This is a genomic window from Tannockella kyphosi (genome assembly GCF_021054785.1).
Lineage (GTDB): Bacteria > Bacillota_I > Bacilli_A > Erysipelotrichales > Coprobacillaceae > Tannockella > Tannockella kyphosi.
Genome location: NZ_CP088239.1, coordinates 1088429 through 1107898, shown reverse-complemented (window position 1 = coordinate 1107898; position 19470 = coordinate 1088429). Strand labels below are relative to the sequence as shown.

The following is a 19470-nucleotide window of genomic DNA, read 5'->3' as shown; positions in this document are numbered from 1 at the left end:
TAAATAACAGAGAAGTTCCTTTAAAAAAAAGAAACCACATATTCTTCTTAAGAAGAATATGTGGTATTTATTATTTATTGTGCTTGAATTTCAGGATGATGAACTATTTCATCAGTTGAACTATAATATTCAGCAATGTTTTGACAATGATCTCCCATTCTTTCTAAATTAGAGATAATATCAACATAAGTAGAGTTTACTAAAGGTGATTTTTCAACTTTAGTAATAACACGTTGAATATGTCTTTGTTTTGCTTTTTTTGTTAAGTAATCTAATTCATTTTCTAATTCATCGACTTCATCACGAACCTTAGAATCACTATTTTCAAATGCTATCATTGTTTTTTCTAACATTACTAAAACCATATCTAACATTCTTATAACATCTTCTCTTGCTTCTGGTGAGAAATCATCTCTTTCATCAAATACAGCTTCAAAATATTTTAAGATATTCATACTTAAGTCACCAATACGTTCTAAATCTTTGATTGCTTTCATATTTGATAAATAAGTTAAAGCATCAGAATCATTTAATGTTTCAGAGCTAATTAATACTAAGTAATGAGTAATACGATCATCTAATAAGTTAATCGCATTTTCCATTTCTAATGCATAAGAGCGATCATTATTTGATTTAGCTACAAAGTATTTTTTAGTACTTAGTACACAATCTTTAGTAACTTTACCCATTTCAACTGTTTTTGTTTTCGCTATTTCTAAAGCATGGCTAGGGAATATTTGAACAACGTGAGGATCTAATTCACTTAAGTCCATTTCATATTCTTGAGCATTGCTAGGAATAATTTTCTTTACAAGTGTAACCATTTTTCCAATAAATGGGAATAATAAGATAGTAGTAGATACATTAAATATACCATGAGCTAACGCTAATTCCATTTCCGGGGTCAGGTTGAGTAAACCATTTATATATTCAATCATGGATTGGAATGGAATAAGTAGTAACATAAAGAATACAGTTCCTAAAACATTGAATAATGTATGGAAAGCTGCAGCTCTTTTTGAAGGGACTGATCCACCAAAGGATGCTAATATAGCTGTAATAGTAGTACCAATATTACTACCAAATGTAAATGGTAATGCAATTCCTAATGTAATAGCACCAACACCATACATTTGTTGCACAATAGCAATAACAGCACTTGATGATTGAATTATCATTGTTAAAACAATCCCGCCAACTAATCCTAATAAAGGATTTTGTGCTAAATATACAGTTGCTGCTTGAAATTCTTCTACTTGAGAAATAATCTTTAGATTATCACCCATTAATTCTAAACCATAAAATAAACAACCAAACCCAAATAGAATTTGTCCTAAATATTTCATCTTCTTAGAACTAAAGAATAATAATAAACAAGCTCCTGCTGAAATAAAGTATACAGAATATTCTGCAATATCTAACCCAATTAAAAAGGCAGTAATAGTAGTACCTATATTGGCCCCCATAATAATACCAACACCTTGAGTTAATGTCATTAATCCTGAACGAATTAATCCAATAGTTAATGCAGTAGTACCTGAACTTGATTGTATTAAACAAGTAACTAATGCTCCAATTAAAATACCTTTTATTGGACTAGAAGTATATTTATCAATAATATCTTTTAATTTATCTCCAGAGAAATTCTTTAAACCTTCTCCCATATACTCAATACCAAATAAAAACAATCCTAACCCAGCCAAAATTAATGGCCAATCAATATCTGCTAATGTCATAAATTCACCTTCCTATAAGTGCAATATTAAATTAATGTTAAGAAAATGTAAATATTGTTAACAGTATCTTAACAATTCTAGGGCTATATTCTATAAAAAAGAGGGGCGTTGATAGATATAAAAAGTTTTGTTCGTAGTATCAAACATATTTATAACTGTTTAGTCAAGATAGATCATTCTTTATTAGCAAGTTCTATCACTTTATTATACCCACCTGTTATAGGATATATAACTGTGATGTCTCTAATGAATTAAAAAGTAGACTTTTAACAAAATAGTATTTTACTAGTTCGTATTTTATCCTTATGTAAAGATTCTATTCTATATTTCTTGCAAAGAAGTCTTCATAACAAGACTTAATTTGATAAATCTTAAATCATCCCTAATATATCTACTTATTTTATATATAACTGTTTTTTACTCTTACTTATTGTAGGCATTGCCTACATGTGTTTGTTTAAGTTTATATAAATTCTTTTTATTGATGCATGAAAAATTAAAATGCTAATAATTCCATATTATATATGGTTTTTTTATATATTTTTATAATTCTAATGAAAGTTTGTAACAAATTCTAATAGAAAACTGATTTAATTGGGTAAAAAAGATTGCAATAGTACTAATAAAGCTTTATAATCTCCCTAATTGTAAAATACTTAATTCATATAGGAATAGTATGGATTAGAAAGCAATTAACATTTTTGGTATAGGAAGACTAATTAGAATTTATTAGAAAAGGGGAAAATAAGTGGATAAGAAAAAAATGTTGGTATATGCACACTATGGATTAGAAGGCGTTTAATATTTTTGGTATAGGAAGACTAATTAGAATTTATTAAAAAAGGGAAAAATCAGTTTATATATTTTATATATAAGATTTTTACATAATAAAAGGTTTAGTCATTATTAAAAATTATCATTTGGTTTTTTGATGAATAAAAGACAGGACAGTTATTGTCACGGATGATAAATGTGTATTTGTCAAAACATGATGGACCTCTCGTAGTGATTTGTTTCTACTTTTGGTGCAATTTTAGTATAACTCAGCGTTCTCGTCATTTTACTATAAAGATAAAATGATTAATAAGTGAGGGTATAGATAGTGGCTTTTCCACTGTTCATGTAAAATAAACAAGTCGGATGAGTTTATATGAATTTTACTGATTTTAACACTATCTGTATTACCATAGGTATTATAATTATAAAATCAACTGATTTAAAGAATTGTTAATTGCCAGAGTAAGTTTATAAGGGGATACTTTTTTTAATTATATAGTTACAGATTATCTAACAATTTTCAAAAAACAACTAAATTACTTCATAAATAAAAGTAAAGAAGGAGAATAAACGATGGATAAAATTAAGATAGGAAAATATTGTGGAAAGGGTGTTGTAAGCTTTATAGTTCCTGTTTACAATGCCGAAAAATATTTATCAAGATGTATTGAAAGTTTAATTAATCAATCTTATCGTGAAATTGAAATTATTCTGGTTAATGACTGTTCTTCAGATAAGAGTGCTGCTATTTGTGATCAATATGCAGAAAAGGATAAAAGAGTAAGAGTAATTCATAAAAATGTCAATCAAGGCGTTTCAAAGGCAAGAAATGAGGGTATTACATTGGCAAATGGAGAGTTGATAACGTTTGTAGATAGTGATGACTATGTATCTGTTTTGATGGCAGAAGATATCGTAAATAATATGACTGATCAAGTCGATATGGTAGTGTATGGCAAAAGGGTAGTAACCATGGATTCTAAAGTGCTTTTTGAAGAGAGGTATGCAGATACAAAATCATCAGGTTTAGAGATTGGAAAAACTCTAAATAATATTAACATGGCATATATGTATGCTAAGGTATATAGAAAATCAATATTAGATATATCTCCTATTAGGTTTGATGAAAATGCTTCGATGGGGGAAGATTCTATTTTTGTCAAAGAATATATTTGTCATATAAATAAAGAGTTAATAACATCTTCAAAATGTTTTTACTTTTATGTCCGAGAAAATAATCAATCATTATCGAATAAGTATTATGATAATTTGGAGTATGTTTACGGTAGGATATGGAAACAGAGCGAACTATTATCAAAAAGATATCCTGAATATATCCTGAAAGGTACAAAAAACACATTGATTATAACAATGGTAATACAAAACCTATATGCAAAACAAAGTAAACTAACGTTTAGAAAAAGAGTAAGTGTGATTAAAAAATATATGGATAATGATATCGATCGATTAGAAATGATTTCATTAGATGGAAAAGGTATGCAAACAGTCATTAGAAGGATTTGTTTTAAATTGAAAAATCCATACTTATTAGATTTTATTTTTTTTATAGCAAAGCAAATAAAAACGTTGTGTTATAAGTAACTATTGTAAAAATATATTAAAAATTAGCAATGGAAAATTATTGTTTCGCATTTAAACAAAATGCGTATATTTCCACTATATAAATTTGTTAATTATTTGCTGTATATACTCTATGCTTCATTAAATGTATACCTTTAAAACATTTGATGTCAAATCTATATGAATTTTATGGCTACACATTACATCAATATTAAACAATAGAGATTATAGGTACTGGATGGTTTAGAGAAAAACAGAAAATTTATCGAGAAGATAAATTAAATATAATACTTGTTTTCAATTTCAAGTAATGTATTGTTAATTTTTTTAAATATTGCTGAACAGCAATTTACAATTGATAAGAATTTATATATTAAATTTTTCCTTGAAAAATAGTGTTTTATATGTCACACAATTTGAAAAAGGAAATAATTAGAAATGTTTTGTTGAATTTGATGAAATCAATAGTCTAAAAAAGAATACAACAAGCAAATAAACAAGTATTAGAATTAACAGATAGAATATAAGTATATTTATTCATTAAGATTAAACACTCTTTGGATGATTTTTTTCAGTATATATGTTATTAACCACAAAGTAATAACATATCAATAAAAAGTACATACTAAAAAAATGTAGTTTTTAATAAAATATTTTATGAAGAATAGTATAAATATAAAAAAGCTAAAAGCCTATACTATTTAGACACGCAACAGTTTTAAGGTTAATTTAGCACTGAAATATTTTAATTCACCAATAAAAAGGTTTAATGTTAGGGCATTCATCAATTTTTTTATAATGTTTTAATATCCTACTGATTATATAGGAAAATATGATTAGATACGTTAAAATCGTTGCATTCAAACAAGCAAACAAGCAAACACGTATAATCACTTCTAGTTATACCAGAGGAATTTATATTTAATCCTAGTGGGATAAACGGTAAAGAAAAGTCCTTCTTTAAGAATGGTATTCTTATAAAATACTTTTAATTTATAGAAAATTGAAAAGAGGAAAAATAAGTGGATAAGAAAAAAATGTTGGTATATGCACACTACTATGTCCCTGACGCAGCATCAACAGGACAAATTTTACGTGAATTAGCTGAAGGTATGTTAGATAGTTTTGATATAACTATTATTTGTGTTGTACCTAGTTATTTAGGAACAGTGGAAGATAAATATAAAAGTAAAAAGTTTTATTATGAATCATTGGATGGTGTTAATGTTGTACGTATACGTGTTCCAGAATTTACTAAAGCAAATAAAATAAGCAGAATAAAGAATATTTTATCTTATTTTATAGGTGCTATGATTGCTACTTTTAAAGTGGGTAATCAGGATTATGTATTTTCTATTTCTCAACCACCTATCTTAGGAGGTTTATTAGGGATATGGGGAAAATTAGTAAAGAAGGCAAAGTTTATATACAACATTCAAGATTATAATCCAGAGCAAGTGATGGCTGTTGGTTATAGTAAGAATATGATTATTTTAAACTTAATGCTTTTTTTAGATAAGTTTAGTTGTCAAAATAGTGATTTAGTTATTACAGTTGGAAGAGATTTAATTCAAACTCTTGAAAAAAGATTTATAGGGAAACAAGTTCCTAAAAGTGCAATGATAAACAATTGGACTGATGAAACACAAGTCTATCCTGTAGATGAAAATCATAAAAAAATAATTGAGTTTAAAGAGAAATATGATTTGTTAGATAAATTCATCATTATGTATTCAGGCAATATAGGGCTTTATTATGATTTAGAGAACATTATAAAAGTAATAAAAGAAATAAAACCAGATACTAAATCAGTAGATGGAAAAGAAGTAGTATTTGTATTTGTAGGTGCAGGTTCTATATTAGATAATCTAGTTGCTTATAAAGAAGAAAACAATCTTACAAACGTAATGTTTATTCCATATCAAGATAAAAAAGATTTAGTATATAGTCTAAATGCTGCTGATGTACATTGGGTAGTTAATGCAAAGGGGATAAAAGGAGTATCGTGTCCTTCTAAGTGTTATGGAGTAATGGCTGCTGGAAAACCTATTTTAGGTGTTTTAGAAAAGGGATCTGAATGTAGATTATTAATAGAGGAAACTAATTCTGGTATATGTTGTGAACCAGGTGATTATAACGCTATATTAGAAAATATCAATTTCTTTATAAAACAAATTGATAATAAAGTTATGGGTATGAGAGGTAGAACATATCTAGAAAAATATCTTACTAAAGATATTTCTATTGAAAAATATAAAGATGAAATATTAGATTGTTAGGAGAATGCTATGAATAGTAATTGGTTTAAGTTGTTTTTAAAATCAAACAATATTAAATATGGAAAATCTCTTTTATTAAAAGGAACCCCTGTTATGTTTAATAAAAAAGGAGCTTCTTTGAATATAGGAGATAATGTAACTATTAAAAGTAGTTTCTTATCTAATCTAATAGGTTTATATTCTAGAACAATCATTGTTACAAGAACTCCTGAATCAAAAATACTTATAGGAAATAATGTAGGGATATCTGGCGCTACTATATATGCTAGAAAATCAATAACAATAGGTGATAATACTCTTATCGGTGGAAATGTAAAAATCTTAGATAATGATTTTCATCCTATTGAAGTAGAAGCACGTAATAATGATGATAAAGATAAAATAGGTACTAGAGAAGTAGTTATAGGAAAGAATTGTTTTATAGGATGCAACTCTATTATATTAAAAGGAACTGTCTTAGGTGATGGTTGTGTAGTAGGGGCAGGATCTGTAGTAACAGGAAGGTATGGAGATAACTGTGTAATAGCAGGTAATCCAGGAAGAATAGTTAAAATTTTGGAGGGAAGCATGTAATGGTTGATTTAACGGTTATTATTCTTACAAAAAATGAAGAAAAGAATCTTAGGAAATGTATTGAATCATTTAGAGGTACAGTAAAAAGATTTGTCATAGTGGATAGTTTCAGTGATGATGGAACTGAAAAACTGTGTAAGGAATTAAATGATGAATTACATGAAATAGGCAGTTGCCTAGATTTCTATCAAAATAAGTTTGTAAACCATGCTAATCAGTTTAATTGGGGATTAGAAAATACAAACATCACTACGAAATGGTCTATGCGTATGGATGCTGATGAAGAAATCATGGCAGAATTAGCTGATGAAATACAAAAAAAAATATCTACTCTAGATGAAAGTATTAGTGGTGTAATCCTAAGAAGAAGAGTCTACTTCATGGGTAAATGGATTAAACATGGTGGAAGATATCCTGAAAAATTACTTAGAATATTTAAGACAGGACAAGCTACATGTGAATTGAAAGTAATGGATGAACACATGATTTTACATCATGGAAATATTATGGAGTTTGATAAAGATTTAATTGATAATAATCAAAAGAATCTTGAATGGTGGACGAACAAACATAATTGGTATAGTAATAGAGAAGTACTTGATCATCAATTAACTTTGGAATCAAAAATGGATAAATCTCTAGAAGAAGGTGCAAAGTCATCATTACAAGCTAAAATAAAACGCATTGTAAAAAATGGTGGATATTATGGATTACCTAAATTTTATAGAGCTCACTTCTATTTTATTTATAGATATTATATTAGACTTGGTTTCTTAGATGGACCTGAGGGTAGGATATTTCATTTCTTACAGGCGTATTGGTATCGTTTTTTAGTAGACGCTAAGATGTATGAATGCGAAGTTAAAGGAATTAAGATGGAAAATCAAAGTGATTTGAAAGCATAGAGGAATAATCTTATGAAAAAAAGAAAGATATTAATTATTATGGGAAGATATCTACCTGGATATAAAGACGGTGGACCTGTTCGATCTATTAAAAATCTTGTTGACTATCTTGGAGATGAGTATGATTTCCAAATACTAACATGTGATAGAGATCATGGAGATGATCATTCTTATCAAAATATTAAAGTAAATGATTTTAATCAGGTAGGAAATGCTAGTGTTTACTATGTTTCACCTAAATGTTTTACATTTTCTGTCATAAGAAAATTGTCTAACAAAGCGGATATGGTGTATGTATGTGGATGTTTTAACGATTATGCTATCAATACTTTAATTCTTAAGAGATTTAATATCATAAAGAAACCTGTAGTTGTTGCAAGCATGGGACTTTTCTCACCTATGGAATTTAGATTGAAATACAAGAAAAAGAAATTGTTTACAACATTATTTAATTTAATGGGTATGTTTAAAAACATTTACTGGTCTGTTACATCAGAGATTGAAATGGATGAAGTAAAAAAACAAATAAGTGTAATAAATAGTAACTTTTATATAGCAGAAGATTTACCAAGGGTTGTTGATAAAGTGATTGTTCAAAAAAACAAGGTCAAAGGTGTTATTGATATTGTTTGGATTTCAAGAATTACAGCAAAAAAAAACTTATTACAAGCAATAGAAGTATTAAAATATGTTAAGAGCGAGGTGCATTTTACTATTTATGGACCGATTCATACTCCAGAATATTGGGATAAATGTTTGAAAGAACTTGATAAGTTGCCTGTTAATATTTCGTATGAGTATAAAGGTAACGTTAATTCTGAAGAAGTAGTTAAAACATTATCGAATTTTCATATATTTTTATTTCCTACATTAGGAGAAAATTATGGACATGTTATTCAAGAAGCATTTTCTGCTGGATGCGCCTGTATTTTAAGTGATCAAACACCTTGGCAAAACCTAGAAGCACATCAAGTGGGGTTCGTATATCCGGTAGAGGATATAATAAATTTTGCAAAGTCTGTAGACTATTATGCGGATATGAAGCAAGAAGAATATAATAGAGTAGCTAATAAGGTTGTTGAATACGCCATTGCAAATAGTAATGAAAAAGTAATAAACACAGGATATAGAGTGATTTTTTCGATAGGAGAATAATAAAATGAAAATAGTACATGTAATGCTTTGTGGACCAGTAACAGATGGGTGGAATTATCAGGATAACTTACTAACTAAATATCACAGAAAATCAGGTCATGAAGTGACAATAATAACATCCCAGTGGGTCTGGGGTTCAAACGGAAAACTCACAAAAAATAATGATACAACTTACTTTAATAAAGATGGCGTAAAAATGATAAGAATTCAATTGTTTGGTAGAGATGATTTTAATAAAAAAATAAAACGATACAAAAATCTTTATACTACTCTTATTAATGAGAATGCTAATATTTTATTTATTCATGGATGTAGCATTGGTGATATGAATGTAATTGTCAAATATCTAAAACTAAATCCAAAGGTTAAAGTATTCGTAGATAATCATTCTGATTTTTCAAACAGTGCAACTAATTTCTTATCTAAAAATATTCTCCACAAAATAATTTGGAGAACAACAGCGAAAATGATCAATCCATATGCAATTAAATTTTTTGGGGTATTGCCGGCAAGAGTTGATTTTTTGGTTAATGTATATGGATTACCTAAAAATAAGTGTGAGTTATTAGTGATGGGTGGGGATGATGATTTGATTGAATCTTCATCAAATCCAGAGATTAATAGAAAAATAAGATCTAAATACGGTATAAGGGATGATGATTTTTTAATTGTTACGGGTGGAAAAATAGATCAGTGGAAAATGCAAACTTTATATTTAATGGAAGCTGTCAAAAACATAAAAAATCCTAATGTTAAATTGATAGTATTTGGATCTGTCTCTGAAGAATTGAAGGCTTCCGTTTCTAAACTTTGTGATGAAGTAATTGTCCAGTATATTGGGTGGGTAGAATCAAGTGATTCTTATAATTTTTTTGCTAGTGCAAATTTGGTAGTGTTTCCTGGGAGACATTCTGTTTTTTGGGAACAGGTAGTTGCTCAAGGAGTACCTATGCTTTGTAAATATTGGGACGGAACCACACATATTGATATTGGAGGAAATGTAAAATTTTTAATGGAAGACAGCATGGGTGAAGTACAAAATGCAATAGAAGAACTTATTGAAAATCCTAGAGTTTATGAAAAAATGAAGAATTCAGCTAATAATGATGAAAAGAAATCTTTTCTATATAGTGTCATTGCTGAAAATGCTATAAAGGTGTAAATTAATAATGATAATAAAACAAAAAAAGCAAAAAAATCACAATTTAGAAATTGGAATAATATTAGCTTTAATTGGGACACAGATTTCTAGAATATTTATTGAATTTTTTAATTTACAAAATATAGAATTAACCAATATTATTTTTGCACTAAGCTTAGTATTGGTTATAAATTTAAAAAACTTAGTTACGTTAAAGCTTCCTAAGTTTAGTGGATATCTATTTCTTATTTTTGGATATAACATATATTCACTGGTGGCTGCAATTATGGCAGGAGAAGGTTTATTCACGCAAAATCAAGGAATTATTTATACATTATACGTTATATTCTTTTTGATTTGTTTGTCAACCAATCATAGAAAAATTGATGGAAATTATTTAGTTAATACTATGTGGCTTATATCTGGGGTATTGACTATGATGCTATTATATAAACTCACTGATTCATTCAGTAATTTTAACACGAATGTAGTATATATGGCCAATAATTCTGACAGGTTAACTTTATCCGTAATTGCATTTTATAACCTTTGTTCCTTTTTGCTTCTTAAAACCCATAAAAAAATTGTTGTTTTTATGAAATATTTATTTTTGATATGCTCAATATTAGTAATGATGATAGTGTCAAGACGTGGACTAATGGTTACTTATGTAGTGATATTACTTTATCATGTTTTTATTAATGCGCAGTTCAATTTAAAAATTGAGAAAAAGACATTTGTTAGTATATTCAAAATCTTAGGAACGTGTGTAGTAATGCTTGCGACGACAGATTTTATTTTACCTGATTTTTGGGTAATGGTAGAAAAATATTTTGAAATTTTAATTAAAGGAGTTAGTACATATTTTGGCTTTTTTGATTCTGGCATTGATGCGGCGGCAATAAATAGATACAATAATATCACTACTGTGCCTTCTGAGTATCTGAATTCTGATTTTTTAACGATAATTTTTGGAAATGGATATGGATTTAAGCAATTAGATATTCCATATTTACAGGCGTTTACAGATTTAGGTTTAATAGGTGGTGTTTTTTATTTAGTAGTACAATTGTTTTATCCTATTAAGATATTGATGATTAAAACAAATGATTATTCAATTAAATTTTTGCAATATATTGCAATTTTGACATTATGTTACAACTTGTATTCCGGAATACCATATAATCATTATAAATTTATAGGAATTATTTTATTAGCATATGCGGTAACTGAAAAAAGAAATAAAAATGATAAATGTAGGAGAGTTACATATGAAAACAATAAAAATTAAATATTCTGGTATGGGTGGTAATTTTGACGAAAAAAATAATTTTATCTCCAATATATTAAGGGAACACTTTAATATTGAATTAAGTGACGATCCTGATTTTTTAATATATTCTGTAAATTCTAAAGAATACTTAAATTATAATTGTGTAAGAATTTTTTATACTGCTGAAAATTTGGTTCCTGATTTCAATGTTTGTGATTATGGAATAGGATTCCATTATTTAGATTTTGAAGATAGATATATTCGTTATCCACTATATTTGGTTGATGGATTTACTGCATATAAGAATGATGATTATTCAAATGACCTAATTAGAGCAAGGAATAAACACATACATATTAGTAAACATATGGCAAATAAAAATTCTTTTTGTTCTTTTGTTTATTCTAATGCTGATGCAAGTGACTGTCGAGAAAACATATTTATTAAGTTAAATTCGTATAAAGAAGTAAATTCAGGAGGAAGATATAAGAATAATGTTGGAGGACCAATACAGAGTAAGTTGGGATTTCAAGAAAAACATAAATTTGTTATTGCTTTTGAAAATACAATGGGGAACGGGTATACAACAGAGAAAATTATACACGCATTTTCTGCTGGAGCTATACCAATTTATTGGGGTAACCCTGAAATCACGAAAGAATGTAATTCTGATGCCTTTATAAACTGTCATGATTTTGGATTAGAGGCAGACACACCAGTAGATAGTCCTATTTATGATGAAATTATAAATAGAATAATAGAGATTGATGAAAATGAGCAGAGGTATTTGGAAATGTTAAAGCAACCTGCATTTTCAAAAGATTATAATATCGATGAGCAACAACAAAAGTTTCAAAAGTATTTAATAAATATTTTCTCACAAGATAAAGAAACAGCATACCGTAGAAATTTGAAATATTGGGGAGAACGATATGAAAGAAAACAGAAAATCGGAAATAACTATTATTGGATGTTACATAAACTAGTCCCAATACGAGATTTTTTATTTAATAGAAACAAAGTATAAAGAAATTAGTATGATGATAAAAATGTTTTCAAGAAAATTAATTAGGCATCAGGACAATGTTAAAATTTGATTTTCAAATATATCACAGTTAAATATGGAGTATACCTAAACATAAGGGGAAAATCAAGATTCCATGGAGATGGTAATGTTTTAATTGGAGAGGACATAACAAATTAACTCTAATTAACGTGTTAATTCAAATGAGTGTTTTGTTTTGCACTTTTTTGAAATCAGTAACAGAGGAAGAATTAGAATAGGGAAAAATTCAAAAATATTGCATGGGTCGATCATAAGATTTAATAAAATTATAATTGGGAATAATGAGTTGATCTGATTCAGTTGTTAAATTTATTATACTGATTTTCACTATTCAAATTATGAAAATATAATTACAAAACAAAAAAACATATAAATTCGAGAGATTTTTTTAAAATTAGGCTATTCTATTTGATATATATTCGGTAATTCTGATGTAATCTATTATAGGATGAGAAAAGTAATGGGTGGAATAGTTACAAATGGAGAATTTAAACAGAGAATGCTGAATTTTTTTAAATAATTTAAATTATATTTACACAATAATAGATTATAGGCTGTTTTGGTATAATATTATAATGAATTTGTGTATGTTTCTGCTAATTTTATAGGATGGATCTTAAAGCTTTTATTTTACGGAGTATAAGTTTGCGAAAGGAAAATATAATATTGATTTAGAAAAAACAATATTTTATGAGTGGATTATGAATAAAAAGAAAACAGAAAATGGAAGATTATTAATTAATATGATTTCAAATATCGTATCATATTCAACTGGAGTTTTAATGACATTTGTGTTAACCCCGTATTTAATTAATAATATAGGAAAAGAGGCATATAGTTTTTACCCTTTAGCAAACAGTTTGATATTATATATGAGTGTAGTGACAAATGCTTTAAATGCTATGGCTAGTAGATATATTACCATAGCAATAGCAAGAGAAGATAATGCTGAGGCAAATGAATATTTTTCATCTACAATTATAGCTAATTTATGTATATCATTGTTATTGTTAGTTCCAATGACTTTTATTGTTTTATTTATAGATGTGTTTTTAGATATTCCAATAAATTTAATTGCATCAGTAAGAGTTTTGTTTGCTTTTACTTTTACAAATTTACTTTTAAATATTATAACCGCAGTGTTTGGAGTAGCTACATTTGCAACAAATCGCATTGATTTGAGATCATTAAGAGAGTTGGTTTTAAATCTGCTTAAAATATTTTTATACATTGTTTTTTTTGGTTTATTTAACCCTGACATATCATATGTAGGAATTGTTACTTTTATTGTCTCGTTATTGGGCTTTATAATACAGTATGGATATACTAAAAAATTATTACCAAATATAAGAATAAGTATAAATGCATTTAATATAAGTACTGTAAAAACAATAATTTATTCAAGTTCATGGAATATAATAAATTCACTTGGATCTATGCTTTTAGCTGGCTCTTCCTTAATTCTAGCTAATATTTTCTATGGAACCACACTTGCTGCCGAGTATGCAATTGTCCAAACAGTCCCCAACTTTGTTAATGGATTAATTTCAATGCTTACGGGAGTGTTTTACCCTGTCATAATGAAAACATATGCTGTTGAAAGCGTTGAAAAATTAGTTTTAGAAGTAAAGAAAGCACAAACTTTTATTGGTTTATTTTCAACATCTGTGGTAGGTGTCTTTATAGTTATGAGCTCATCTTTCTTTTCATTATGGACGCCTTTAGAAAATATTGAATGGTTAAACATCCTCTCTTCTATCACAATTATTCCTCATTGTATTATTGGATGTATGTGGATACTTTCCTACTTAAGTATTACTTTAAATAAAGTAAAAATACCGGCTTTATATTTAAGCTTGAGTGGATTGTTAAATATAGTTCTAGCTTTTTTAATGTATAAATACACAAATCTTGGAATAATTTCAATTCCAATTATATCTACTGCTATTCAAGTGATTTGGGTATTTATTTTTTTCCCAATATATTCAAGTTTAGTTTTAAGAGTATCAATAAAAACGTTTTACCCTGCAATTATTAGAGGTATTGTATCTTTCTTCTCAGCACTCTTTATTACTACTGTAGGGATTAGTTTTGTTGAAATCAATAGTTGGATTAGTTTCTTTTTTGTGGGAGGAACAATTGGATTATTAGTATTATTTACAAATTTATTTATTATGGTTGATATAGATACAATAAAAAAAAATATGACAAAAATTTTGATTTTATTTGAAAAATCAAAAAAGTAATAAAAGGATACATGGGGAATAACTGTTGCCAGGTGGTTACGCTAAATAAAGTATTATGAATGCCAAGTTGACCGAATTTAAAACATTAATTTATTTAGTATAGGAAGCATTTTGGTAAGCTTATTTTACGATTGTTGAAATAAAAAGGATATGATTCAATGTCACATATTTTTATATTATTTAAGACTAATACCATCAAGTTTTTTAAAGATTCTAGTAAAATAGTTACCATCTGGTATATTACAATGAATTCTGATTTTTCTATACTTAGATCACTTCTCAGTATAATGAGTTTGATTATTATGTTCTAGTTTTTCTGATCTTTTTTACGATAAAGAATAGATAAGAAGATAATTTAGATCTAATATTTATATGAGGTACAATGCTTGGTAACACCAGTTTCTTATAAATGCATTAAGTCGTTTTTCGCAAAGAAAGTAACAGTATAAATTATACGGTTCTTATACATTGAATTCCCCTGAAATAAGTATCATTTATAGTTACTTTACTATATTCATATTACATTACTGGGATTATAGGATAAAAGTCAACAAAATGCTAGGACTTTGGAAAATAGTGCATTATATTCTGCTAAAAAAATGTTGCTTGATTTGAATATAAAAAACGTTGTTCTCTGGAATAGCCTATACTTCAAGAAAACAAATTTATTTCTAAAGAGGTTGCAAAAATCAAACTGGGGTTAACCACAAATAAACCAATTTTATTAGCCCTTGGTGGAACTAGAGATGATAAAGGGTTGGACAGTTTAGTGGAATCTCTGAGAAATGTCAAAAATGATTTTTATTTATTAATAGCTGGAAAAGAGGAAACTTTCAAAAAAGAATTTATTGAAAGTAAAATAATCTCATATAAAGATAATGTAAAAATTTTACTTCATTTCTTATCGGATGATGAAGTGAATTTATGTTTGATTGCATCCGATTTTATAGTCCTACCATATAAGAAGTATTTTGATGGGGCGAGTGGTCCATTGGGTGAAGGTGTAGCTATGGAAAAGATTATAATAAGACCAAATCATGGCTCATTAGGTGATATTATACGGAATAATCATTTGGGATACACGTTCCAATCTGAAAATACTGAATCACTGACTAAGATATTAGATCTAGCATTAACCGAATCATTTCACTTTGATAATGCATATTATGATTACCAAAACGCATTAAATCCTGATAGATTTAAAAAAGAATATAATAAAATATTTCAATTATTATAAATGAGAATATGATGCTTTTTCAAGGTGTGAATATCCTAAAAATTTATTTAAAATTTTTTGAAAGGAATGATATTAACTGTGAAAAAAATACTTTTTATATTGAATATGTATACTAATTTTTATAATGTTTTAAATTTGAAGAGAAAAAAAGTTAGTTATTCTGATAATTTAAATATAAATGGGAAATTGTCTTTACATGGCAATGGAAAAATATATATAGGGAATAATGTAACTATACATTCAGATTGTAGAATTAATCCAATAGGTGGATTAACAAAAACTTTTTTGAGAGCAGAAGGAAGTGCGATTTTAAAAATCGGAAATAATGTAGGAATTTCTCATTCTGCCATAACAGCTTTTGAAAATATAACGATTGAAGATAATGTGCTCATTGGATCGGGTTGTAAAATCTACGATACCGACTTTCATTCATTGGATTATAATGAACGTATTAATGAGAATGATACAGGAGCTAAATGTAGAAGTGTCTTAATTAGAAATGGTGTTTTTATAGGAGCACACTGCATTATCTTAAAAGGTGTTACAATTGGCGAAAAGTCAATAATAGGAGCAGGATCTGTAGTAACACGATCAGTACCACCTTACCAGGTTTGGGCTGGGAACCCTGCAAAATTCATTAAAAAGGTGAGTGTATGAACATGGCGAAACAAATTTTATATATACATTGCGAAAAGGGAGGTAGTGGAGTTTCAAGGTCTATTGATTTTTATGAATGGAATTGACAGAGACAAATATGATGTTTTTGTTTAATCCTTCCATGATTGTCAAAATAAGAAAAATATTTTAAAAAAATAAGCAGGATTTTCACTAGGAAAAATATATAGATGCTTGGCAAGGAAGTACCGTATATGGAATAAACTTAATGTTTTTAGATATAATGTTACACATTGAATTTCAACATATTTTAATACTAAAAAAATTGTTAAGGAATTAAATACAGATATTATTCATTTGAATTGAATAAATTTATTTATACAAAAGCAATTAAAAACGATAATACATACATTTTAGTTTTTACAATTAAGAGAATTGTTCCTGCAGAAGGTTCGAAATAATATCACTAAATATATGTATAACATATATGTTGTTCTATAAATTTTGATGGAAAAGTATTTGTTATTAAGCAATCATAATCAGTTGTTAGTGAAGATTTGGTAATCAAACTGAAACATATGAAAGACAAAAAATTGATACACTAAAAAATAATGGAAAATTGTTATAATTATTTAAAAAAATAAAATTATCTATCTTGTGCTACTGAATTTTACGTTTTGTATTTTCAAAAAAATTTCATAATCCAAAAAGCAGAAAATATATTTCCTGCTTTTTTTTTTAAAATAAGGTAAGCGTAAAATTATGTTGATATGAACATAATTTTACGCTTACTTACTAAATAAGTGGTTTGGAATTATCACATTACCACATCTTCCTATATTCTTTAGGACTAGTACCCTCTAGCTTTTTAAATATTCTAGTAAAATAGTTTGCATCCGGTATACCACACTGGATTCCGACTTTTTCTATACTTAAATTACTAAATCTAAGTAACTGTTTTGCATGTGTAATACGTACATGTAATAAGTAATCAATAAGAGATAAACCAAACTGTTCTTTAAAGAGTCTTGTAAGATAATATTTATTAATAAAGAACTGTTCAGATAAGGTATCTAAGGATAGTTTATCTGAATAGTTAGTATCTATATATTCTTTTACAGTTTGTAGGTTTCTTTTGGTATTAGGAAGCTTTTTAAATTTATTTTTGTGCCAACTATCACTCATTAACAGAGTTAATAACTCTGTTAATTTAGAATAGATAGTCATATCTTTAATATAGTCATCTGATTTTGCAATCGTATGAATAGTAGTAAGTATGTCTTCATAAGAAGTATAGTGACTTGTAGAAAAGCAAGGTAAACCACCTCTTTCTATGTATTTTTTATAGATGTTTGAAATATTGGGTCCATAGAAATGGACCCATTGTATTTCCCATAGGTTTAGGGAACTGCATTGAGAGTATTCTTTTTTACAATCAATAAAGACACAGTCACCAGTTTTGATATAGTGGGTTTGATTATTATATTCCAGTGTTCCTGAACCTTTTTTTACGATAAAGAATAGATAAGAAGATAATTTAGATCTAGTACTTTTATGAGGTTGTAATGCTTGGGTAGTACCTGCTTCTTGTAAGTGTATTAGGTTGTTTTTTGCAAAGGTGGTAGCTGTGTAAATTATACGATTCGTATACACTAAATCTCCATGGAAATGAGTAGTATTCATAGTGGTTCTCCTATTTCATATTATATTAGTAGGATTATAATATAAAAGTCAATATAATGCTAGAACTTTGCAACATAATGCATTACTTTTTGTTAAAAAAGTACATATAATGGCATAGATTAAAGAAAGCATAGTGAAAAGGTAGGAATAGAAATGAAAAAAGCATTGATAACAGGTATAACAGGACAAGATGGTTCTTATTTAGCAGAGTTTTTATTAGAGAAAGGGTATGAGGTACATGGTATCGTACGTCGTGCATCAATCGCTAATACTCCAAGAATTGATCATTTAATTGAAGCAAATTCAATTACTTTACATGATGGAGATTTAACGGATACATCGAGTATTATTCGTATTTTAACAATTGTTAAACCAGATGAAATTTATAATTTAGCGGCACAAAGCCATGTAGGCGTTAGTTTTGATTCTCCTGAGTATTCGGGGGATGTAGATGCTTTAGGTGTACTTAGAGTATTAGAAGCAGTACGTATCTTAGGAATGATTGAAACATGTAGAATCTATCAAGCATCTACATCTGAATTATATGGAAAAGTAGTTGAAGTTCCTCAAAGAGAAACTACTCCTTTCTATCCATATAGCCCATATGCGGTTGCAAAACAATATGGTTTCTGGATGACAAAAGAATATAGAGAAGCATATAACATGTTTGCAGTAAATGGTATTTTATTTAATCATGAATCAGAAAGACGTGGAGAAACATTTGTTACTCGTAAAATCACATTAGCTGCAGGTAGAATAGCTTGTGGTATTCAAGATGTTTTACATTTAGGAAACTTAGATTCTTTACGTGACTGGGGTTATGCGAAGGATTATGTAGAGTGTATGTGGTTAATGTTACAACATGATACACCAGAGGATTTCGTTATTGCAACAGGAGAACAACATACAGTACGTGAATTCACATATGAAACATTCAAAGCAATAGGTATTGAATTACGTTTTGAAGGGGAAGGTATTGATGAAAAAGGTATTGATACAGCTACTGGTAAAGTATTAGTAGAAGTAAATGAAAAATGGTTTAGACCTACAGATGTTGATAACTTATGGGGAGATCCTACGAAAGCTAAAACAGTTTTAAATTGGAATCCACAATCAACTAGTTTCCATGAGTTAGTAGAAATTATGGCTAAACATGATTTAGAATTAGCGAAAAAACAAGCTGCAATGAAAAAAGCTTAGGGA

Annotated in this window: 14 protein-coding genes; 12 read left to right on the top strand and 2 right to left on the bottom strand. The window is 27.8% G+C overall.

What is annotated here, in order from left to right:
- Window positions 1–74 precede the first annotated feature (74 nt).
- Window positions 75–1736, bottom strand: a complete 1662-nt coding sequence (locus LRR82_RS05615) for a Na/Pi cotransporter family protein (RefSeq protein WP_249030550.1) — start codon at window positions 1734–1736, stop codon at window positions 75–77.
- 1350 nt (window positions 1737–3086) lie between these two features.
- Between LRR82_RS05615 and LRR82_RS05610 the strand changes: the two genes are divergently transcribed.
- The 11 genes from LRR82_RS05610 to LRR82_RS05560 all read left to right on the top strand — a co-directional run bounded on the left by LRR82_RS05610 (window position 3087) and on the right by LRR82_RS05560 (window position 16626).
- Window positions 3087–4115, top strand: a complete 1029-nt coding sequence (locus LRR82_RS05610) for a glycosyltransferase family 2 protein (RefSeq protein ID WP_249030549.1) — start codon at window positions 3087–3089, stop codon at window positions 4113–4115.
- Between the two features lie 1001 nt (window positions 4116–5116).
- Window positions 5117–6373, top strand: coding sequence for a glycosyltransferase family 4 protein (locus LRR82_RS05605; protein WP_249030548.1), 1257 nt, complete (start codon window positions 5117–5119; stop codon window positions 6371–6373).
- Between the two features lie 9 nt (window positions 6374–6382).
- A complete protein-coding gene (locus tag LRR82_RS05600; RefSeq protein ID WP_249030547.1) occupies window positions 6383–6946 on the top strand; it encodes an acyltransferase in 564 nt (187 codons plus the stop codon).
- On the top strand, window positions 6946–7851 hold the full coding sequence (locus LRR82_RS05595; RefSeq protein WP_249030546.1) for a glycosyltransferase family 2 protein: 906 nt from the start codon (window positions 6946–6948) through the stop codon (window positions 7849–7851). The genes LRR82_RS05600 and LRR82_RS05595 overlap by 1 nt, the downstream gene beginning before the upstream one ends.
- 12 nt (window positions 7852–7863) lie before the next feature.
- The gene (locus tag LRR82_RS05590) at window positions 7864–9006 is read left to right on the top strand and encodes a glycosyltransferase family 4 protein (RefSeq protein WP_249030545.1); all 1143 of its coding nucleotides are present in this window, start codon (window positions 7864–7866) and stop codon (window positions 9004–9006) included.
- Between the two features lie 4 nt (window positions 9007–9010).
- Window positions 9011–10168, top strand: a complete 1158-nt coding sequence (locus tag LRR82_RS05585) for a glycosyltransferase family 4 protein (RefSeq protein ID WP_249030544.1) — start codon at window positions 9011–9013, stop codon at window positions 10166–10168.
- Window positions 10169–10175: 7 nt separating this feature from the next.
- Window positions 10176–11438, top strand: coding sequence for a hypothetical protein (locus LRR82_RS05580; RefSeq protein ID WP_249030543.1), 1263 nt, complete (start codon window positions 10176–10178; stop codon window positions 11436–11438).
- Window positions 11419–12447, top strand: a complete 1029-nt coding sequence (locus LRR82_RS05575; protein ID WP_249030542.1) for a glycosyltransferase family 10 domain-containing protein — start codon at window positions 11419–11421, stop codon at window positions 12445–12447. The genes LRR82_RS05580 and LRR82_RS05575 overlap by 20 nt, the downstream gene beginning before the upstream one ends.
- Window positions 12448–13187: 740 nt before the next feature.
- Window positions 13188–14732: an oligosaccharide flippase family protein gene (locus LRR82_RS05570; RefSeq protein ID WP_249030541.1), complete on the top strand. Its 1545-nt coding sequence runs from the start codon at window positions 13188–13190 to the stop codon at window positions 14730–14732.
- A 646-nt stretch (window positions 14733–15378) separates the two neighbouring features.
- A complete protein-coding gene (locus LRR82_RS05565; protein WP_318031850.1) occupies window positions 15379–15969 on the top strand; it encodes a glycosyltransferase in 591 nt (196 codons plus the stop codon).
- 78 nt (window positions 15970–16047) lie between these two features.
- The gene (locus tag LRR82_RS05560) at window positions 16048–16626 is read left to right on the top strand and encodes an acyltransferase (protein WP_249030540.1); all 579 of its coding nucleotides are present in this window, start codon (window positions 16048–16050) and stop codon (window positions 16624–16626) included.
- 780 nt (window positions 16627–17406) lie between these two features.
- Here LRR82_RS05560 and LRR82_RS05555 read toward each other — a convergent pair.
- A complete protein-coding gene (locus tag LRR82_RS05555; protein WP_249030539.1) occupies window positions 17407–18267 on the bottom strand; it encodes a helix-turn-helix domain-containing protein in 861 nt (286 codons plus the stop codon).
- A 153-nt stretch (window positions 18268–18420) separates the two neighbouring features.
- On the opposite strand from LRR82_RS05555, the gene gmd reads away from it, so the two are divergent.
- A complete protein-coding gene (gene gmd, locus LRR82_RS05550; protein WP_249030538.1) occupies window positions 18421–19467 on the top strand; it encodes a GDP-mannose 4,6-dehydratase in 1047 nt (348 codons plus the stop codon).
- Window positions 19468–19470: the final 3 nt, after the last annotated feature.